Here is a 19,034-nt window from a genome sequence, read left to right on the forward strand (position 1 = left end):
CCGACCAAGATGCGCCGGGCGCCCACGGGGGTCGCCGCAGACTAAATTACAGCGATGGCCGTAGCGGCCAACACGGCCAGAAGCAGCGCTGCCGCAGCGCAATTGAAGGCGAGCCCGATCGCGCGGCGACGACTATTTTCCGCGGCGGCGATGGCAATGGCGCGGGCAACGGGACGGCGGTGGTCTGCAGGCATGGCGTGACTCCGTTTACGAGATACGGGACACCCGGATAATCCGGCCAGCCGGCCCACATCATGTTGTCCCTGCCAACCCGCGAGAACGATCATTCAAGCCGGGGCGGCCGAAACGCCGACTGTGAAAACAGGATCGGCCCGTAACTCCTAACGAAGAGTAAAGCCCGGATGGCAGCAATGCCAGTCCTACTTTCGCATGGCTGCCCTGATCGTCGCCAGTAACTGATCAGGCGACCTGGCCTGCGGCATAACCCGAGGCCCAGGCCCATTGGAAGTTATAGCCACCGAGCCAGCCGGTAACGTCGACCGCCTCTCCGATGAAATAGAGACCCGGCACAGACTTCGCGACCATGCTGCGCGAATCCAGGTCGTCGGTATCGACACCACCGAGCGTGACCTCGGCCGTGCGGTAACCCTCGGACCCGGCCGGACGGACACGCCAGCGGCGAATATGCTGCCCAAGCGCCTCGATCTTGTGTCCCGAAAGATCCGCCAAGGTTCCCTCGATGCCAACCTGCCGGACGAGCAGTTGCGCCAGCTTGCGCGGCATATGCTCTGCAAGCACGGTCTGCGCGGACTGCCGGCCATTGACCTTGCGCGCCGTGGAAAACACTTCGGCGATGTCCAGCCCGGGCTGAAGATGCAGGGTTATGTCCTCGCCCTCCCGCCAGAAAGAGGAGATCTGCAGGATCGCCGGGCCGCTCAAGCCGCGATGCGTGAACAGCATGGCCTCGCGAAACTCCGTCTTTCCATGGGTGGCCACCACCTCGGCGGAAACGCCCGGCATACCGTCGTGTTCTGCCAGCGCCTGCGGATCGAGCGTCAGCGGTACAAGCGCTGGCCGGGTTTCGACGATGCGCAACCCGAATTGTTCGGCGATGCGATAGGCAAAGCCCGTCGCGCCCATCTTCGGGATCGACTTTCCACCCGTGGCGATGACCAGCGATCCGGCTTCAACGGGACCATCACTCGTCACTACCCGGAAACCGGACTGTGACCGCTCGACGGAAGACACGTCGGTCGCCAACCGCAGTTCCGCCCCGACCGCGCGCATCTCCTTCAGAAGCATGGCGATGATGTCCTTCGCCGAGTGATCGCAGAAGAGCTGGCCGAGTGTCTTCTCATGCCAGGCGATGCCGTGGCTCTCCACCATGCCGAGAAAGTCTTTCGGCGTGTAGCGGGCCAGTGCCGACTTGCAGAAATGCGGGTTCTGCGAGAGGAAATTCTTCGGGCCGGCGTCGATGTTGGTGAAATTGCAGCGCCCGCCTCCCGAGATACGGATCTTTTCGCCCGGCGCCTTCGCGTGGTCGATCACGACCACGCGCCGTCCACGCTTGCCCGCCTCGATCGCACACATCATGCCGGCGGCACCGGCACCGATGATGACCACATCTCTTTTATCCATCACGCCGCAAATTCCTCGTTCGGCCCTCCAATTCCGCTCCCGTTGATGAAAGTCAATCCGGCCCTTCGTCTCAGTGCGGATCGAATGCGAATTTTGCGCGTAGGGGCTTGTTTTTCAGCAATCCGCCCCCCTAGCCAATGCCTAAACTCCGGCTATGATGGCGCATCCGAAACCAAACCCGGTGTAACATGCCCTCAAAAAAGACCGTTGCCACTACAGTTCAGAAAGTCAGCCGCTCCTCCAAAATCCCTCCCGCCCTCACCGCTCCGCGCGGCGTCAAGACCTGGAGAGAGGCAGTCGACTGGCTTAAGTTCCGAGGCATCGAAGACATTGAGTGCATCACCCCGGACCTTGCCGGGGTACCGCGCGGCAAGATGATGCCGTCGTCGAAGTTCACATCCAACACTTCGCTTGCCCTTCCCTCCGCCGTCTACCGCCACACCATTTCGGGCGAGTATCCGGAAGAGACCGGACAATTCCGCTATGAGCCGCGCGACAGCGACCTCAAGCTCGTTCCCGATCTGTCCACGCTGAGCGTCGTACCGTGGGAATCCGACCCTACGGCGCAACTGATCTGTGACGTCGTCGGGTCAACCGGCGAGAACGTGGCCTATGCGCCGCGCAACGTCCTGAAGAACGTGGTGGACATGTATGCGGAGCGCGGCTGGCGCCCCGTCGTGGCGCCGGAGATCGAGTTCTATCTGGTCGCCATGAACGACGATCCGGACTATCCGCTGCACCCACCGAAAGGCCGCTCCGGTCGTACCATTCTCGGCGGCCAGGGGTACTCAATTGCCGGCATCAACGAGTTCGACGAGCTGATCGACGACATCTACCATTTCTCCGAGAAGCAGGGCCTCGAGATCGATACCCTGATCCACGAGGAAGGCCCCGCACAGCTCGAGATCAACCTTCGCCACGGCGACCCGATCGAGCTTGCCGACCAGGTCTTCATGTTCAAGCGCACGATCCGGGAGGCGGCGCTCAAGCACGGCATCTACGCCACTTTCATGGCCAAGCCGATGCAGGGCCAGGCCGGTTCGGCGATGCACATCCACCAGTCGGTGGTGGATCTCAAGACCGGCAAGAACGTCTTCTCCAACCCGGATGGCTCGCCCTCGAAGGAGTTCTTCCATTTCATCGGCGGAATGCAGGCCTACGTTCCGAAGACGCTGGTGATGATGGCGCCCTACGTGAACTCCTATCGCCGCCTGACCCCGGAAATGTCGGCGCCGGTCAACAATGCCTGGGGCTATGACAACCGGACGACGGCGTTCCGCATCCCCGTGTCGGACGCAAATTCCCGTCGCGTCGAAAATCGGCTGCCAAGCTCCGACGCCAACCCGTACCTGGCGCTCGCCGCCTCGCTGGGCTGTGGCCTGCTCGGCATCATGAATGCCAGCGAGCCGTCGCCGCCGACCGATGAAGCGGCCAACGAAGGATCGATCGATCTGCCCCGCGGCCTCCTGGAAGCCGTCGCGCTGCTCGAATCCGACACGGAACTGGCGAAAGTCCTGGATCCGGAATTCATCGGGCTCTATGCCGGCGTGAAGCGCGGCGAGTTCGAGACCTTCATGCAGGTGATCAGCCCGTGGGAACGTGAGTTCCTGCTGCTCAACGTCTGATCTCCGTTTCCGGCTGCGCCGGAACGCCAAAGCGGTAGCACATCGAGGCTCCGGCAGTCGGCGTTCCGGTCGCGTCGGCTGCTCAAACTATTGCGATCGAAAGAATTTCCCATGTCCTGGCAAAGCCCGATTTCACCTGGCGTCTCCTGGTACGAAACAACGGTTGGCGAACGACCCGAATACCCGCCGATGTCCGGCTCCTGCGAAACCGACGTCGCAATCATTGGCGGCGGCTTCACCGGCCTGCAGGCCGCCTACAATCTCGCCAGCAAGGGCATCCGCGTCGTTTTGCTCGAGGCTCACCGCCTCGGCGACGGCGCTTCCGGCCGCAACGGCGGTCAGTTGGGCACCGGTCAGCGCGCCTGGCCGGAAGAGCTGGAGGAAGAACTCGGCTACGAACGCTCCAAAGGCCTCTTCGATCTTGCCGAACATGCCAAGCACTACATCCACGACTTTGCCGCCTCCGAGAGCCTCGACATCGAGTACGTGGCGGGGCAACTGAATGTGTCCCACAAACCTAATCTCGAGAAGGACTACCGCGCCAATGCTGAGATTGCGGCGGCGCGCTACGGCTACACGCACTCGACTTTCATGGATAAGGCCGAAACGCAGGAGCGGCTCGGCTCGATCCGCTACATCTTCGGTGTGCGGGATACCGGCACCGGCCACATCCACCCGATGAAGTTGCTGGTTGGGATCGGGAGGGCGGCAAAGGCTGCGGGCGCCGTCCTGCACGAAAAGACACCTGCCATCAAGGTCGACCGCGCCGGCGGCAAGGCAGTCATCACCACGGCAACCGGCACGATCACGGCTGACAGGGCGCTGATCGCCTGCAATGCCTATATCGGCAATCTCGAGCCGAAGACGGCAGCGCACGTGATGCCGATCCGCTCCTTCATCGGCGCGACGCCGATGCTCGACAGGTTTCCGAAGATCCTGCCGGGCGGCGAATCCGTCGCCGATTCGCGTTTCGTCGTGCGCTATTTCCGCAAGAGCCGCGACGGCCGCCTGCTGTTCGGGGGGCGCGAGGCCTACACCGCCGACAATCCGAGCGACATCACGCAGCATATCCGCCGTCAGATCACCGAGATCTATCCGGAGCTTTCGAAGGTCGACATCCCGCACGCCTGGGGCGGCTCGGTCGGTATCACCATGCCGCGCAAGCCCTATGTGCGCGAGGTGATGCCCGGCATCACCTCGATTGGCGGCTACTCCGGCCATGGCGTGATGCTGGCGAACTATTGCGGCAAGCTCTATGCCGAGGAGATCGCGGGCGGCAGTGCGGAACTCGACATGCTGAAAGCATTCAAGATTCCGGCGTTCCCCGGTGGTCGACGTTTCCGCTCGCCACTGCTTTTCCTTGCATTGACCTGGTACTCGCTGCGCGACAAGCTGTAGAAGCACGCAACCTCAATTTTGCGGGATTATGCAGCAAATGCCACCGGTCGGCGGTCGTGCGCCGACCGCTTTGCGCCAATGTCGGCCGTAGAGGCCAGCTTGGCCGCTGCCCGAAAGCAGACGCGCCAGCGACAAGGTTGCACGACTGGAATGCGCCAATGGGAGACATGAATGGCCGCCTTGGGGCCGGGAGCGGTCTATCCGCTTTCAAGGCCCAAACTGCGATAGCGGCTTCATCAACCAATCAGAGGCAGGCAGCTCCCGACCCATTTCTGTCATTTCGGAGCTAGTTCGTGGATTCCCGAAAGCTGCCGCTTATCACAACAGAGCGATACCAGCTTCGCGCTACCGGCGCTTCTCCGGACCCGACAGCCCCTGCGGCGAGGCAGGGTTTCCGGTTGTGGGGCTTATGCCACACTTGGCCTTGGCAGCTTGCCCCGCGCGTTGGAAGAAACGGATTTCTGTGGCGATGGTTTCGCGCAACGGATCGGTTTGGTTGAAGTAGTCGCAGTCCAGACCGAGCTTTGCACCGTCTGCATCGCCCTCGTAATAGGTGCCGAACAAATGATCCCAGATCGGGAAATAGTTGGCGAAATTCTTGTCGTGATGTTCCCGCTCCCGGGAGTGATGGATGAAGTGGTCGCGTGGTGACTGGATCACGTATTTGCCAAACCAGCCATGCCAGGGAATGGCACTGTGCTTGATCAGACCAATGGTGCCAAAGGTGATGGTCACGAGGGCGAAATAGGCCGTTGGCAGGCCGATAAGCAGCGCCGGAACGACCATGATGGCCATGTTTATGGCCTTCTCCAGCGGATGCTCCCGCGTCGAAGTCAGCGCGTTGAACTCTTCGGCTGCGTGGTGAAATTCGTGCAGCCGCCATAGCACGGGCAGCCGGTGCATCAAACGATGCTGCCAGTAGCTCAAGAAGTCTGACAGCAGTAGGAACAAGAGAACATGTGCCCAGCCTGGCAGCCTCCCGGCAAGGTCCAGGTGGGGGGCATCCTGAGCCGCGCGGGTGATCGCATAGGACAGACCAAATGATGCGAGCGCCGCGAATAGTGTAATCATTCCCGTCGCCTGAAGGACGAAATAGACGATGTCGGTGATTGTGGATTTGCTGCGTTCGAAGAAAACCCGACGGAACCCGGAATTGCCGAACCCCACATAGGTGAGTTCCACCGCGAAAACCGTCAGCACCAGGCCAATGGAAATGGCGAAACTGAGCGCCGTTGCCTTACCATTCAGATAATAAGTATTGTAAAAAAAGCTTCCAAGTTTGTGCAGGCAGTATTCGACCAGATCCATGCCACTGCCTCCAAAACATGAACCCGTACAGGTTAGTCCTGACGATGCGCTCTTGCCAGATTGCTCAAGGACGATCGGATCATCCTTTTGATGTATTACCGGCGGCGGCTGAACATTAGATCGTGATAGCCCAAGTTCGCCGTTTGGTGAACGGATTGCGCTGCAGTATGCCGGCCGACAATGATGGTGGAAATAGCATTGTTACTTCTGCTGCCGACGAGCTCGGAGAGTCTGTCAAGCTTCTTTGCGTGACGGAAGTGGACGCTCTATCCTCGTGCAAAATGACAGCACAGCCGAACGTCCGCATCGGGCCAGAAGCGGCCGTTGGTGGGCATTTGCCACCTGATAGAGCGATTTTGTCGTAACCGCTCTGGTCATTTTAAATCGATTAGAATATAACGGCGCCAACGCGAACCAAATCGAGAATTGCAATGAGTAGCCAATTCATTCCGGTCGAGCCGTTCGACTATGTCGTCTTTGGCGGTACCGGCGACCTGGCGGAGCGCAAGCTACTGCCGGCCTTGTACCACCGCCAGATTGCGGGCCAGTTCTCCGAGCCGACGCGCATCATCGGTGCGTCGCGGGCGGCGATGACCGACGAGGCGTACCGCGAATTCGCAACCAAGGCCCTACGCGAGCACCTGAAACCCGGTGAGCTCGACGACGGACAGCTCAAAGCCTTTACCGAGCGCCTCTTCTACGTTTCGGTCGATGCGAAGTCGGAACAAGGCTGGGACAAGCTCAAGGAGATTCTCGACGACGGCAAGGAGCGCGTGCGCGCCTTCTATCTTGCCGTCGCACCGGCGATTTTCGGTGAGATCGCCGAGAAGATCCGCGATCACAAGCTGATCACCAAGCAGACGCGTATCGTGGTCGAGAAGCCCATCGGTCGCGATCTCGCCTCGGCCACGGAACTCAACAACACGATCGGCAAGGTGTTCCGCGAAGACCAGATCTTCCGCATCGATCACTATCTCGGCAAGGAGACGGTGCAGAACCTCATGGTGCTGCGCTTTGCCAATGCGCTTTACGAGCCGCTCTGGAACTCCGCCCATATCGATCACGTGCAGATCACGGTGGCCGAATCCGTCGGCCTCGAGAGCCGCGCCGGCTACTATGACAAGGCGGGCGCACTGCGCGACATGGTGCAGAACCATATCTTGCAGCTTGTCTGTCTGGTGGCGATGGAGGTTCCCTCCTCGATGGATGCGGAAGCTGTCCGCGACGAGAAGCTGAAGGTGCTGCGGGCGCTCAAGCCGATCGACGAGTACAACGTCGAGCGGTTGACGGTACGCGGCCAGTACCGCGCCGGCGCCTCGGCCGGCGGGCCGGTGAAAGGCTATCTCGAGGAGCTCGAAGGCGGTGTCTCCAACACAGAAACCTTCGTCGCCATCAAGGCCGAGATCGGCAACTGGCGCTGGGCCGGCGTGCCCTTCTACATCCGCACCGGCAAGCGCATGGCGACCCGCGTCTCCGAGATCGTCATCACCTTCAAGCCGATTCCACATTCGATCTTCGAGCCGGCCGCAGGCCGCATCGAGGCCAACCAACTCATCATTCGCCTGCAGCCCGGCGAAGGCGTCAAGCAATGGCTGATGATCAAGGACCCCGGACCGGGTGGCATGCGGCTTCGCAGCGTGCCCCTCGACATGACCTTCGCCCAGGCCTTCGACTCCCGCAATGCGGACGCCTATGAGCGGCTGCTGCTCGACGTCATCCGCTCCAACCAGACCCTCTTCATGCGCCGCGACGAGGTCGAAGCCGCATGGCGCTGGGTCGACCCGATCCTGAAAGCTTGGGACGTGACCAGCCAGCAGGCGCAGGGCTACACGGCCGGCACGTGGGGTCCAAGCCAGGCGATCGCCCTGATCGAGCGCGATGGCCGCACGTGGCACGAAAGCTGAGGCAAGCCATGGTGACGAAGTTTCATGAGTTTGCCGACGCCACTGCATTGGCTGAAGGGTTAGCGGATACGGTTGCCACAGCGCTGCGGACGGCGATTGCCGAACGCGGCAAGGCGACGATCGCGGTCTCCGGCGGCTCAACGCCGAGGCAGTTTTTCAAGGCGCTTTCGACACGAGCGATCGATTGGCCGAAGGTGACGGTCACACTGGTGGACGAGCGTTTCGTTCCGGCCGACAACCCGCGGTCCAACCATCTTCTGGTCGCCGAAAACCTGCTGCAAGGCGCTGCCGCAGAAGCAGGTTTCTTGCCCCTCTACCGCAAGGCGAATAGCGCAGAGGAAGCTGCCCGGCTGGCCGGTGGGGAACTGGCCAAGCTCGCGGATCCTTTCGACGTGGTGGTCCTCGGCATGGGCAATGACGGCCACACGGCTTCGTTCTTCCCGGGCGGAGACCACCTGGCGGAGGCGCTGTCCGCAGCGACACCCCGCGGTGTGATCACCATGGAAGCCGAAGGTGCCGGCGAACCCCGCCTCACGCTCACCTTCTCCAGTCTTCAGGACGCGCGGCTTCTGGTGCTCCACATCGAAGGCCAGGCCAAGAAGGAGACGCTGGAGAAAGCCCTTGGCGACGGTGGCGAGAACGATATGCCGGTGCGCGCGATCTTCCGGCGCGCGGCGACGCCGGTCGACATCTTCTGGGCGCCGTAGCCGGCCGAACAGGCAGAGCGACATCGTGCAGGACAGAGCGCTCTGACACGGGATTTCGCGCCAGAGTCGGCCGCAACGGTCGCCACCGGAAAACCGCAGAAGCCACTCAACGGCTCCCGCGAAAACACTGCAGAGAGAAATCAGGATAGCTCCCATGTCCGCCGATTCCCGCATTGAAGCCATAACAGCTCGCATTGTCGAACGCTCGAAGCCCCTCCGCGAACCCTATCTCGACCGTGTGCGTGCCGCAGCGTCCCAGGGCGTGCACCGATCGGTCCTCGGTTGCGGCAACCTCGCGCATGGCTTCGCCGTCTGCTCGCCTGCGGAGAAGGCGGCCCTTGCCGGCGACCGCGTCCCCAACCTCGGTATCATCACCTCCTACAACGACATGCTCTCGGCCCACCAGCCGTTCGAAACCTATCCGGCGCTGATCCGGCAGGCCGCGCGCGAAGCCGGTGGCGTGGCGCAGGTGGCCGGCGGGGTCCCGGCGATGTGCGACGGCGTCACACAGGGCCAGCCGGGCATGGAACTGTCGCTGTTCTCGCGCGACCTGATCGCCATGGCGGCCGGCGTCGGCCTGTCGCACAACATGTTCGACGCCGTCGTCTATCTTGGCGTCTGCGACAAGATCGTTCCGGGGCTCACGATCGCGGCCTTGACCTTCGGCCATCTGCCGGCGGTCTTCGTTCCCGCCGGGCCGATGACGTCCGGCCTGCCGAACGACGAGAAGGCACACGTGCGCCAGCTCTTCGCCGAGGGCAAAGTGGGGCGCGACGAACTGCTGGAGGCGGAATCGAAATCCTATCACGGCCCCGGCACCTGCACCTTCTACGGCACCGCCAACTCAAACCAGATGCTGATGGAGATCATGGGCTTCCACCTGCCCGGCGCGTCCTTCATCAACCCGGGCACACCGCTGCGCGATGCGCTGACGAAGGAGGCGGCCAAGCGGGCGCTTGCCATCACGGCGCAGGGCAACGAGTTCACGCCGGCCGGCGAGATGATCGACGAGCGTTCGATCGTCAACGGCGTCGTCGGACTGCATGCCACCGGCGGCTCGACCAACCACACGATGCATCTGATCGCGATGGCGCGCGCGGCCGGCATCATCCTCACATGGAAGGACATTTCCGACCTCTCCGACATCGTGCCGCTGCTCGCCCGCGTCTATCCGAACGGACTGGCCGACGTGAACCACTTTCATGCGGCCGGCGGCATGGGCTTCCTGATCAAGGAACTGTTGAAGGCCGGCTACCTGCACGACGACGTTCGCACCGTCTTTGGCCAGGGGCTGCATGCGTACACGATCGAGCCGCAGCTTTCCGACGGCGGCACGGTGCGGCGCGAGCCGGCGCCGATCGTCAGTCACGACCCGAAGGTGCTCGCCACAGTCGAACATCCTTTCCAGCACACCGGTGGGCTGAAGATGCTCTCGGGCAACCTCGGCAGCGCCGTCATCAAGATCTCCGCGGTCAAGCCGGAGCGTCATGTGATCGAGGCCCCCGCACGGGTGTTCCACGACCAGGCCGAGCTGAACGCGGCCTTCAAGGCGGGGCAGTTGGAGGGCGATTTCGTTGCGGTGGTCCGCTTCCAGGGGCCAAAGGCGAACGGCATGCCGGAACTGCACAAGCTGACCACCGTGCTCGGCATCCTGCAGGATCGCGGCCAAAAGGTTGCGCTGCTGACGGACGGGCGCATGTCGGGCGCCTCGGGCAAGGTTCCCGCGGCGATCCATGTCACCCCCGAAGCCGCCGACGGCGGGCCGATCGCCCGCATCCGCGAGGGCGACATCATCCGGGTCGATGCGATCAATGGGACGTTCGACGTGCTGGTCGACGCCGCCGATTTTGCCGCGAGAACGCCGGTATCGGCCGATCTTTCCGGCAACAATTTCGGCATGGGCCGGGAACTTTTCGCTGCCTTCCGCGCCATTGCGGGGCCCGCCGATCACGGCGCAAGCGTCTTGTTTGCTTAGGCTGGACGGCGTCGCCCCTCATCCGGCCTGCCGGCCACCTTCTCCCCGCAGGCGGGGCGAAGGAGACAAGAGGCCAGGCCTTATCCTGTCGCCAGCTCCTTCTACGAGGTGCGGACCAATATTTTGCTTCTCCCCGCGTGCGGGGAGACGATCCCGGCTGGGGATGATGGGAAAACCCTCAGCCCTCAGCTGTAAATGTCCAGTGTCCGGTCCCGATGGTTCGGATGGGTGCTGTAGACGAAGATGCGGTTCATGTCCTTTTCGGCAATCAACCGCAGGAAGCGAGCCTCGACGGTATCATTGGCATGGACGCGCAGCGCGAGGCAGCCGATCATCGGAACCCGGGCGCTGACGATGTCGAGATAGAAGTTTTTCGGCAGCTTGAATCTGGTCGAGATTTTCAGCAATGCCCCGCTGCGCGAGAGCCTGATGATCTGACAGCGGCGGGATGCAAGATTGACGATACCGCCGTTCTCGGTGAACTCGATGCGGGCCTCGTTGCAGGTGTCCTCCATCGGGAAGGTCTTTTCCCGATCGTACATGAATGATTCTTCCTTGTTCAGGTAGATCGAACGTTGAGGAGAAGGAGGCGTGCTCATTGCGGTATTCCCATGCCTTGCTTGCGGTGAAACATTAGCTGGGAAAACTTTAAAATCAGATTGAGTGTTCCGCTAAAAGACGGCCAGCCGCTCTGCAATGTCATAGGATGCGGCAGCTTTTTGCGGCCGTCTTGCCGATGCTGAAACCGGAAGACTTCAGCGTGCCGCTGACAACGACGCGCTCGTCGCTGCGCGCCGCCGGATCGCGGATCGCCAAACCGCTGATCTCCCGCATCCTCAACCTGGAAGTGCTGCCGGATCAGGAGCTATGGAAGGCGGAGTTAATCGTCCGCGGATCGACCGGGCCGGCGCCACGGTAGCCCGGCCATCACGACCATTTGACCGGCCAGTGCGCGAGGCGGCCGACCGCCCCGCACCTATCAGCAGTTCAGAACTTCGGTGCTTTGCGCCCGGACTTGCGATAGGCCGCAATGACGGTGTTGGCCATCAGCATGGCGATGGTCATGGGGCCGACGCCGCCCGGAACCGGCGTGATCGCGCCGGCAATCTCCGCGCATTCCTCGTACGCCACATCACCGACGAGGCGCGACTTGCCCTCGCCCTTGTCTGGTGCCGGCACGCGGTTGATGCCGACGTCGATGACGGTGGCTCCCCGCTTGACCCAATCCGCCTTGACCATCTGCGGGCGTCCGACCGCGGCGACAAGAATGTCGGCGTTGCGGCATACGGATGCGAGATCCTTGGTGCGCGAGTGGGCCATCGTCACGGTGGCGTTGGCGTTGAGAAGCAGCGCGCCCATCGGCTTGCCGAACAGATTGGAGCGGCCGATGACGACGGCGTTCAAACCGGACAGGTCTTCCCCGTGGATGCCGCGCACCAGCACCATCGCGCCGGCTGGCGTACACGAGATCAGCCCACCGTCGAGATCGCCGGTGGCGAGCTTGCCGGCATTGACCACATGCAGTCCGTCGACGTCCTTTTCCGGCAGGATCGACTGGATGACCGGCTCGGAATTCAGATGCTTCGGCAGCGGCAGCTGCACGAGGATGCCGTGCACCGTTTCGTCGGCGTTCAGCGTCTGCACCAGCGCGGCCAGTTCCTCCTGGGTCGTCTCCTCGGGCAGCGTGTGCTGGATGGAGGTGAAGCCACACTCCTTGGCCATCCGGCTCTTGGAGGACACGTAGGCATGGCTTGCTGGATCGTCGCCGACGATAACCACCGCCAGGCCTGTCTTAACACCAGTCTCCTGCTCGAGATTGCGGGCCGCAGCCTTGACGGCGTCAATTACGGAAGCGGCAACCTGCTTCCCATCGATAATGGTGGTCACGTTCTTCTCCCTCGCGAACTGCGCGAAAATCTAAAGGCTTCTGAGTACCGGCAATAGCCTCTTCACGCCCTATGTTGTCAAAAAACGGATAATGCAAGCGCGCCAACCGGCGACCAAGTGGCGCATTGCACTGCCAGCGTCCGGCAAGCGGGTGGGATCAACGGGCGCTGCCCGGCCCGGATCTCGCGCTATGGCAAATGATTCTTGAATGCAAAGCATCGCTCTTTAGCGAGCAACTTAAGTCTGCCTTGAGGCGAAGCTGGTACACGCAGTGGGAAGCCTGAAGGACACGCCCGATGACCGATCTGTTCGCCGATGACCGGACGATGTCCGCCGATCCGGCCCGCCGCTCCGCCTCGCCGCGAAAGGGAACCTCGCCTTCGGCCGAGCCTCGCCTGACACCTCGGACGGCAACCGCGCTAAAGGCTTCGCAGCGCGACATCCTGGGCCTTCCGGTATGCGATCTGGACTGGGCCGACGCCTTCGACTTCGTGGCGCGCCTGGCCGAAATGCCGATCGGGCAGACGACGATCGCCTTCCTGAACGCCGACGGCGCGAACCTGATGCTGAATGATCCCGAATACCGGGACGCGCTCGAACGGCAGATCGTCCTGCCGGACGGCCAAGGCGTGGACGTGGCATCGCAGGTGATCCACGGCCGCTCCTTCCCGGCCAATCTCAACGGCACGGACTTCGTGCCGGCCCTGCTGACCTATATGGAGGCGCCGAAGCGCGTCGCACTGATCGGCGCCGAGTGGCCAGTCCTGCTGCGGGCGGCCGAAAAGCTGCGGGAACATGCGCCCTGGCACGAGTTTCACGCCGTCTCCGACGCTTTCTTCGATCGCAGCGAATCTGCAGCCGTCATGGAGAAGGTGCGGAAGTTGTCCCCGGACATCCTGCTCGTCGCCATGGGGAGCCCCTTGCAGGAAAAATGGATCGACCGGCATGTGGCGCCCGGCCATGTGCGGCTCGTGATCAGCGTCAGCAACCTGTTTGACGCGATCGCCCGCGAAACGGCGAAAACCCCGGCACGCGTGCACCATCTCCGGTTCGCGTGGCTGTTCCGTCTGATCAAGGAGCCGCGGCTGGGCTGGTATCGCTATATCGTCGGGTACCCGCGGTTCCTGCATCATGTCGCCCGCTACAAGCTTCGCAGCCTGTTCAGCCGTCAGCGCGGCGAAAGCGCATGAGATCCCTAATGCCGTGCCGGGCAATCGACGGTGCACCCGGCGCCTTCGATCAGCGGTCAACATAACGACAAAGGGCGCGTTAACCGGCAACGCGACGCCCCTGCTTGACCGGTCATGCCCTCAGTTTGTCGGGGATTGAGCAGCCGCGCCCGTTGCAGCATCGCCCTTGACGATGTTGGTGCCTTTTCGCGCAGGTTTCGAGTTCACCTCCACGTTGGCGATGTAGTCGATCTGCTCGATGATCACCTGGTCGATGACCGCTTCACCGAAACGCTTGTTCAGGCCGTCCTTTACCGCAGCGCGAAAGGTGTCGATGTCGAAATGATCCAGCTTCTCGATATCGATCATCCGCTGTCCGACGAGCAGCGTAAAGAGCTCGTCGGTGATTGCTTCGTTCATCGGAACCACCTGTTTTGCCGCTAGCTGCGTGTTGGCAGCATAGGACAGGCGGGTGAGGAAATATCCCTTGACGGCGCCATCGGAAATCACGGGAATGGTCGCCTGACCGCCCTTGACAAGCTCCAGTGCCGCCGCGCGCGCGGCAGCCTCCTCATCGACCCTGGGTGCGGCAGCCATCTGCATGGAGAAATAGACCGACGCCAGCGTGATGGCGCAGATCCAGATGCCGGTGAGGACGAGCTTGATCACAGTTGGTATCCCAGACGGAACTGCTCCTGCGAGTAAGTGCCGTCCTCTTCCTGCTCACGCACCGCATCCTTCAGCAGTTGCACGACGGCACGAACGGCCTCGAGGTGGGCCGACACGCGTTGGGCGTTGACGGCGAGCTTCTCTCTCAGGTTCTTCAGCTGCGGACCGAAGGACGTCGGCATTTCGTCTGGCTGGACGTCGCGCGAGAGCATGGCGAGCTCATACAGGCAGCGGCTCTTGTGCGCATTCGAGGTCTGCAGATCGAAGTCGGGGTCGACGCCGATGCCGTCGTTTTCCGCGTCGACGATGTTTTCAAGCCGGTTCAGTACGGTACGGATACGGAGATCGTTCGTTGCCATGTCCATTGTTGCTTCCTCCGATCAGGATGTCTTTTTGTCGTTCTTCGTTTCACCCGGTGTCAGCTCAGCGAAAGTGTTGCGCTGCAACTCCTGAACCATGGCGGTGGAAACGCGCTGGGCATTCGGGTCGATCACGGCGATATCCTCCGTGACTGGCTTCTTTTCATTGTCCTTCATGAGGCTTTCGGCGATGCCGATGCCGCCGCCCTTGGAAATCACGTCGCCGATCTGCTCGGCCATCATGCCGCGCCAGATTTCACCGGCGGTACCCTTGCCGTAGATCTCTTCGCTTTCGGCGGGCAGCATGGACTTCACGAAGTTCTGCAGCACCATCGCTTCGAACTTGCGGTACGTCTCCGGGATCGCCTTGTCCCCGCCACTCACGGCCGTGGGCATGGCGGATCCGGCGGAATTGCGGTTCAGAATACTGACGGCAGCACCGAAGCCGCCGCCGGCATCGGCGAGGCTGGTCGCCTCGAAGCTTGCGCGGTTCGATCTTAGCTGCGCCTGCGCTTCCTGCACCGATGCAGGGTCGGCGGCTCGCACAACGTCAAGCACCAGATCGCTGGGGGGTGAAATTGCCACGTCTCTTTGCCTCTCGGATGTGAGGAAGCCGCACCCACCGTCATGGCAGACCGCCGACCTATTCGCAGCGAAGACCGCGACACTGACCGCCAACGGAACGCCATCGTTCCGGCTTGCATGCCAACGCCCGCGGGTTTCATCCTTCGTCTTGGATTCGACTATCGCCGCCCAACCTTACGGGAGGCTGGTCATGCGCTCGCGCCAATCGGAGAGCGGCTCCTCGACTAACGTCCGCCCTCATCACCATAGGCGATGCGCTGGTCGATGAGATCGTAGATGGCATCGTCGTCGGCCTCGCGCGTCTCGAGGTCGCGAGCTTCGTGCATGCGCTCTTCCAAGCGGTCGCCTTTTGTGCGCTCGCGCACAATCCGCATCTCATGCATCTGCTGCACGCCGGCCAGCATCGTGTCCTTATGGCGCAGCTTGCCGATCTGCGCGGCATAGATGCCGGAGAACCCGCGGTGGACTGGATTGAGCGAATTGATCGCCCCGGCGACCGCATCCATGGTGTCGGCCACTTCCTGCCGTTGCTGCGTCGTCATCGCCAGATCCATTTCCGCCATCTGCTCGAGATGACGCTGAACCGTGACCAGGCGCTTGAGTTTGTCGGAACGGTTCTTCATGTCACCTCCCTCAGCGGCCTTCGAACACCGGGATGAAGCCGCTGGCAAAAATCTCCAGCAGCGAGGAGACGCCGAAGTAGAGCAGAAACAGACCGCCCAGGATGATGTAGGGCAGCGAGATGAAATAGATCGGCATCTGCGGCGCAAGCTTGTTGATCAGACCGACGGTGACGTTGAACAGCAAACCGTAGATGATGAAGGGGCTGGCCAACCGCAGCATGATGCTGAAGGTCTGCGCCAGCGTGTCGGTCAGCGTGATCAGCGCGCTTTGCGGGTTGAAGCCCCCCATCGGGATCGCCGTGTAGGAATCGACCAGTGCCCGGAAGACGATGTGGTGAAAATTCAAAGTGAACAGCACCATGAGCCCGGCGAAGCTGATGAGGTTGGTCAGCTGGTTTTCCGACGCGTCCTCAAGAATGTCTGGCGACGGCGGTGAGTTGAATCCGATCATCATCGTCAGCGACGTGCCTGCGAACTGGAGGCCCAGCACATAGTAGCGGGTGATCAATCCGATCACGGCGCCGGTCAGCGTCTCGAACAGGATCACCTCGACATAGCTGACAGTCGCCCCTTGTGTCTTCGGATAGATCGTGTCCCAGAGAATCGGCAGAACTGCCATCGAAACGGCAACCGCCAGGAACAGTCGGACCTGCATGGCGATGCGGGCCGAGGAAATACCCGGAAGCAGCATAAAACAGCCGCCGACACGGCAGAAGGCAGCGAACAGCGCCAGCACCGTGCCCTGCGGATCGGTGATCATGAGATCGAGCCGAGAATCTTGATCTCGATGCCCTTGGCAAGCTCGACATGCGAGAGGACCGGCAACGTGGCAAACAGGCGTTCGATGATCATGCGCACATAAGTCCGGGATTCGGGCGAGGTGACAAGTACGAAGGGCGTGCCGCGATCAAGAAATTCACGGATAACTTTCGTTGCCTGCTCGCTGAATTCTTCCAGCTGGCGCGGGTCGATGTCGAACTCCACGACTTCACCCTTGGCATCGCGCTTGAGTGCCTGGTGAAACACCATGTCCCAGCGGTTTCCGAGGCGCAGAACCGGCAGAACGCCGTTTTCGGCCAAATCCCCGCAGATCTGCTGTGCCATGCGAATGCGGACGTGCTCGACGATCTGCTCGGTCTTGCGGACGTGAGGCGCGAGTTCTGCGACCGCTTCAAGAATGAGATGCAGATTGCGGATCGAAACCCGTTCGGCAAGCAGCAGCTTCAACACCGCCTGCAGGCCGGAGTAGGACATATGCGACGAGCAGATCTCGTCGGCCAGCTTGCGATACTCCGGATCAAGCCGCTCGATCAGGATCTTGACGTCCTTATAGGACAGCAGTTGCGGCAGATTGTTGCGGATGACCTCGGAAAGATGGGTGAGGACGACCGAAACGTTGTCGATCGGATGGAAACCCTCGCGGCGGAGATCCTCGATGAAGGTCTCCAGGACCGAAACCGCGGGCATGCCGAAGGCGGGCTCACGAATATCGTCGCCCGGAACGCTTGGCTTGCGGCCACCGCCGGTGACGACCATAACCTCACCGACGCGCACGAGGTTGGAGGCGACGGTCGTTCCATGGATGCGGATATGATACGACTTGTCGGCAATCGAAATGTCGTCGGAGACCTTGATCTCCGGGACGACGAACCCGTATTGCGTGGCGAATTTCTTGCGCATCTTTCCGACGCGGAACGCCAATTCCTGGTGAGCTCCGAGGAGGCGTGTCGATACCTGCTTGCCGAGCAGGAGTTCGATCTCGGCGGTCTTTAGCGCCGACTTGACCGAGTCCTTGTCGGCGTCCTTTGCCTGCACGGCATTGTTTGCCTCCTGCTCGCGCCGCAGCCTGTTCTCCTCCTCCTGCTGGCGCGGAATGATCCAACCGCCGAACGCCATGACACCGCCGAGCACCATGAACGGAAAGAAGGGCAGCCCAGGCATGACCGCCAGAAGCATCATCAGTCCGGCAGCGACGAGCAGGGCGCGCGGGTAGCCGCTCAACTGGTCGACAACGGCCTTGTCCGTCGAGCCCGGTGCACTTCCACGCGAAACGAGCAGGCCGGCCGCGAGCGACACGATGAGGGCGGGGATCTGCGACACGACGCCGTCGCCGACCGACAGCTTGACGAAAACATCGGCCGCCTCGCCAACTTCCATGCCGTGGCGGAAATAGCCGATGATGATCCCGCCGAAGATATTGATGGCCGTGATGATAAGGCCGGCGATCGCATCGCCGCGAACGAACTTGGACGCACCGTCCATCGAGCCGAAGAAGGAGCTTTCGTCCTCCAGTTCGCGCCGGCGATGCTGTGCCTGCTTCTCGTCGATCAGTCCGGCGGACAAGTCCGCGTCGATCGACATCTGCTTGCCGGGAATGGCATCGAGGGTGAAGCGGGCGCCGACTTCGGCGATGCGGGTCGCACCCTTGGTAATGACGATGAAGTTCACCGTGATCAGGATCAGGAAGACGATCAGTCCGATGACGAAATCGCCCGACATGACGAGGTTGGCAAAACCGGCGATGACGCCGCCGGCCGCATCGTGACCCTGGTGGCCGTGCGAGAGGATCACGCGGGTGGTGGCGATGTTGAGCGCCAGCCGGATCATCGTCGCGATCAGGAGGATCGTTGGAAAGGACGAGAAGTCGAGAGGCCGCTGGATCCAGAGCGAAACCATCAGGATCAGAACGGAAAAGGCGATCGAGAACGCCAGACCCATGTCGATCAGGAACACCGGTATCGGCAGGAACAGGATCGAGAGAATGGCGACGATGCCCATCGCAAACGCGACGTCCCGACCGCTCGGATTCACCTTGGGAATGGAGAGTGATGGTACCTGTGCCATATTCGTCCCGTCTCGTCATGAGAGGCGCAGCCCGCAAGAGCCGCCATGCTGCCCGCAGTGGTAGCGCGCGAAACTTGCGCGAGGGTGGCAGCGGGGGACGAAGTCTAGAAGCTCAGAAGCCGGATTCGATCCGGGAGAAGATGACGTCGCTGAAGATGGAGATCTGCGCCCCGATGAAGGGCGCCGAGAGCGCGACCGTCACGAAGACCGCAAGAATCTTCGGGACGAAGGTCAGGGTTACTTCCTGGACCTGTGTCAACGCCTGGATGAAGGCGATGCTGACGCCGACGACCATGGCCGCCAGAACCGCGGGACCGGACGCGACGATCACGGTCCAGATGGCGGCTTGGGCGATATCGAGGGCGTCGGCCTCATTCATTTC

At 61.8% G+C, this 19,034-nt stretch carries 18 protein-coding genes and 1 pseudogene; 7 read left to right on the forward strand and 12 right to left on the reverse strand.

What is annotated here, in order from left to right; all coding sequences use genetic code 11:
• Positions 1 to 41: 41 nt before the first annotated feature.
• Positions 42 to 194: a hypothetical protein gene (locus J2Y48_RS00280; protein ID WP_310410959.1), complete on the reverse strand. Its 153-nt coding sequence runs from the start codon at positions 192 to 194 to the stop codon at positions 42 to 44.
• A gap of 226 nt (positions 195 to 420) precedes the next feature.
• Positions 421 to 1,602: an NAD(P)/FAD-dependent oxidoreductase gene (locus J2Y48_RS00285; RefSeq protein ID WP_310410962.1), complete on the reverse strand. Its 1,182-nt coding sequence runs from the start codon at positions 1,600 to 1,602 to the stop codon at positions 421 to 423.
• Positions 1,603 to 1,787: 185 nt separating this feature from the next.
• Between J2Y48_RS00285 and J2Y48_RS00290 the strand changes: the two genes are divergently transcribed.
• Together J2Y48_RS00290 and J2Y48_RS00295 are read left to right on the forward strand one after the other, a co-directional pair.
• The gene (locus tag J2Y48_RS00290) at positions 1,788 to 3,224 is read left to right on the forward strand and encodes a glutamine synthetase family protein (RefSeq protein WP_310410965.1); all 1,437 of its coding nucleotides are present in this window, start codon (positions 1,788 to 1,790) and stop codon (positions 3,222 to 3,224) included.
• Between the two features lie 111 nt (positions 3,225 to 3,335).
• Positions 3,336 to 4,622 carry an FAD-binding oxidoreductase gene (locus J2Y48_RS00295; protein WP_310410969.1) on the forward strand — a complete coding sequence of 429 codons (1,287 nt, stop codon included), beginning with the start codon at positions 3,336 to 3,338 and terminating at the stop codon, positions 4,620 to 4,622.
• 345 nt (positions 4,623 to 4,967) lie between these two features.
• Here the strand turns inward: J2Y48_RS00295 and J2Y48_RS00300 are convergent, their stop codons facing one another.
• On the reverse strand, positions 4,968 to 5,930 hold the full coding sequence (locus tag J2Y48_RS00300) for a sterol desaturase family protein (RefSeq protein WP_310410972.1): 963 nt from the start codon (positions 5,928 to 5,930) through the stop codon (positions 4,968 to 4,970).
• 431 nt (positions 5,931 to 6,361) lie between these two features.
• Here J2Y48_RS00300 and zwf point away from each other — a divergent pair, with 431 nt between their 5' ends.
• The 3 genes from zwf (at position 6,362) to edd (ending at position 10,516) form a co-directional block, all read left to right on the forward strand.
• Complete coding sequence (zwf, locus tag J2Y48_RS00305) at positions 6,362 to 7,834, forward strand: glucose-6-phosphate dehydrogenase (protein ID WP_310410976.1); 1,473 nt, start codon at positions 6,362 to 6,364, stop codon at positions 7,832 to 7,834.
• Positions 7,835 to 7,842: 8 nt separating this feature from the next.
• Complete coding sequence (gene pgl, locus J2Y48_RS00310) at positions 7,843 to 8,541, forward strand: 6-phosphogluconolactonase (RefSeq protein WP_310410979.1); 699 nt, start codon at positions 7,843 to 7,845, stop codon at positions 8,539 to 8,541.
• A 154-nt stretch (positions 8,542 to 8,695) separates the two neighbouring features.
• Positions 8,696 to 10,516 carry a phosphogluconate dehydratase gene (gene edd, locus J2Y48_RS00315; RefSeq protein ID WP_310410982.1) on the forward strand — a complete coding sequence of 607 codons (1,821 nt, stop codon included), beginning with the start codon at positions 8,696 to 8,698 and terminating at the stop codon, positions 10,514 to 10,516.
• A 185-nt stretch (positions 10,517 to 10,701) separates the two neighbouring features.
• On the opposite strand, the gene J2Y48_RS00320 is transcribed toward edd, so the two are convergent.
• The gene (locus J2Y48_RS00320) at positions 10,702 to 11,115 is read right to left on the reverse strand and encodes a hypothetical protein (protein ID WP_310410985.1); all 414 of its coding nucleotides are present in this window, start codon (positions 11,113 to 11,115) and stop codon (positions 10,702 to 10,704) included.
• Positions 11,116 to 11,243: 128 nt separating this feature from the next.
• Between J2Y48_RS00320 and J2Y48_RS00325 the strand changes: the two are divergent.
• Positions 11,244 to 11,435 (forward strand): annotated as a pseudogene (locus tag J2Y48_RS00325) (transcriptional regulator); the annotation flags it as partial.
• Between the two features lie 68 nt (positions 11,436 to 11,503).
• Here the strand turns inward: J2Y48_RS00325 and folD are convergent.
• Positions 11,504 to 12,403, reverse strand: a complete 900-nt coding sequence (gene folD / locus J2Y48_RS00330) for a bifunctional methylenetetrahydrofolate dehydrogenase/methenyltetrahydrofolate cyclohydrolase FolD (RefSeq protein WP_310410990.1) — start codon at positions 12,401 to 12,403, stop codon at positions 11,504 to 11,506.
• Positions 12,404 to 12,699: 296 nt separating this feature from the next.
• On the opposite strand from folD, the gene J2Y48_RS00335 reads away from it, so the two are divergent.
• Entirely contained in the window at positions 12,700 to 13,593 is an 894-nt protein-coding gene (locus J2Y48_RS00335) for a WecB/TagA/CpsF family glycosyltransferase (RefSeq protein ID WP_310410993.1), read from the forward strand.
• A 120-nt stretch (positions 13,594 to 13,713) separates the two neighbouring features.
• Here J2Y48_RS00335 and J2Y48_RS00340 read toward each other — a convergent pair whose 3' ends face one another.
• The 7 genes from J2Y48_RS00340 to fliQ all read right to left on the reverse strand — a co-directional run bounded on the left by J2Y48_RS00340 (position 13,714) and on the right by fliQ (position 19,031).
• Positions 13,714 to 14,241: a hypothetical protein gene (locus J2Y48_RS00340; RefSeq protein ID WP_310410996.1), complete on the reverse strand. Its 528-nt coding sequence runs from the start codon at positions 14,239 to 14,241 to the stop codon at positions 13,714 to 13,716.
• Positions 14,238 to 14,606: a hypothetical protein gene (locus tag J2Y48_RS00345; RefSeq protein ID WP_310410999.1), complete on the reverse strand. Its 369-nt coding sequence runs from the start codon at positions 14,604 to 14,606 to the stop codon at positions 14,238 to 14,240. The genes J2Y48_RS00340 and J2Y48_RS00345 overlap by 4 nt, the downstream gene beginning before the upstream one ends.
• A 15-nt stretch (positions 14,607 to 14,621) precedes the next feature.
• Entirely contained in the window at positions 14,622 to 15,185 is a 564-nt protein-coding gene (locus tag J2Y48_RS00350) for a rod-binding protein (RefSeq protein WP_310411002.1), read from the reverse strand.
• Between the two features lie 224 nt (positions 15,186 to 15,409).
• On the reverse strand, positions 15,410 to 15,808 hold the full coding sequence (locus J2Y48_RS00355; RefSeq protein WP_310411004.1) for a hypothetical protein: 399 nt from the start codon (positions 15,806 to 15,808) through the stop codon (positions 15,410 to 15,412).
• A gap of 10 nt (positions 15,809 to 15,818) precedes the next feature.
• Positions 15,819 to 16,568 carry a flagellar biosynthetic protein FliR gene (gene fliR, locus J2Y48_RS00360; protein ID WP_310411007.1) on the reverse strand — a complete coding sequence of 250 codons (750 nt, stop codon included), beginning with the start codon at positions 16,566 to 16,568 and terminating at the stop codon, positions 15,819 to 15,821.
• Positions 16,565 to 18,652 carry a flagellar biosynthesis protein FlhA gene (gene flhA / locus J2Y48_RS00365; protein WP_310411011.1) on the reverse strand — a complete coding sequence of 696 codons (2,088 nt, stop codon included), beginning with the start codon at positions 18,650 to 18,652 and terminating at the stop codon, positions 16,565 to 16,567. Before flhA ends, fliR begins: the two co-directional genes overlap by 4 nt.
• A gap of 112 nt (positions 18,653 to 18,764) precedes the next feature.
• Positions 18,765 to 19,031, reverse strand: a complete 267-nt coding sequence (fliQ, locus tag J2Y48_RS00370) for a flagellar biosynthesis protein FliQ (protein WP_310411014.1) — start codon at positions 19,029 to 19,031, stop codon at positions 18,765 to 18,767.
• Positions 19,032 to 19,034 lie beyond the last annotated feature (3 nt).

This window comes from Mycoplana sp. BE70, assembly GCF_031455855.1.
In the GTDB taxonomy this organism is placed as follows: Bacteria; Pseudomonadota; Alphaproteobacteria; order Rhizobiales; family Rhizobiaceae; genus Mycoplana.

Coding starts and splice junctions, on each gene's coding strand:
- J2Y48_RS00280 (WP_310410959.1), bottom strand. CDS start 194: ATGCCTGCAGACCACCGCCGTCCCGTTGCCCGCGCCATTGCCATCGCC.
- J2Y48_RS00290 (WP_310410965.1), top strand. CDS start 1,788: ATGCCCTCAAAAAAGACCGTTGCCACTACAGTTCAGAAAGTCAGCCGC.
- J2Y48_RS00295 (WP_310410969.1), top strand. CDS start 3,336: ATGTCCTGGCAAAGCCCGATTTCACCTGGCGTCTCCTGGTACGAAACA.
- J2Y48_RS00300 (WP_310410972.1), bottom strand. CDS start 5,930: ATGGATCTGGTCGAATACTGCCTGCACAAACTTGGAAGCTTTTTTTAC.
- zwf (WP_310410976.1), top strand. CDS start 6,362: ATGAGTAGCCAATTCATTCCGGTCGAGCCGTTCGACTATGTCGTCTTT.
- pgl (WP_310410979.1), top strand. CDS start 7,843: ATGGTGACGAAGTTTCATGAGTTTGCCGACGCCACTGCATTGGCTGAA.
- edd (WP_310410982.1), top strand. CDS start 8,696: ATGTCCGCCGATTCCCGCATTGAAGCCATAACAGCTCGCATTGTCGAA.
- J2Y48_RS00320 (WP_310410985.1), bottom strand. CDS start 11,115: ATGAGCACGCCTCCTTCTCCTCAACGTTCGATCTACCTGAACAAGGAA.
- J2Y48_RS00335 (WP_310410993.1), top strand. CDS start 12,700: ATGACCGATCTGTTCGCCGATGACCGGACGATGTCCGCCGATCCGGCC.
- J2Y48_RS00345 (WP_310410999.1), bottom strand. CDS start 14,606: ATGGACATGGCAACGAACGATCTCCGTATCCGTACCGTACTGAACCGG.
- J2Y48_RS00355 (WP_310411004.1), bottom strand. CDS start 15,808: ATGAAGAACCGTTCCGACAAACTCAAGCGCCTGGTCACGGTTCAGCGT.
- fliR (WP_310411007.1), bottom strand. CDS start 16,568: ATGATCACCGATCCGCAGGGCACGGTGCTGGCGCTGTTCGCTGCCTTC.
- flhA (WP_310411011.1), bottom strand. CDS start 18,652: ATGGCACAGGTACCATCACTCTCCATTCCCAAGGTGAATCCGAGCGGT.
- fliQ (WP_310411014.1), bottom strand. CDS start 19,031: ATGAATGAGGCCGACGCCCTCGATATCGCCCAAGCCGCCATCTGGACC.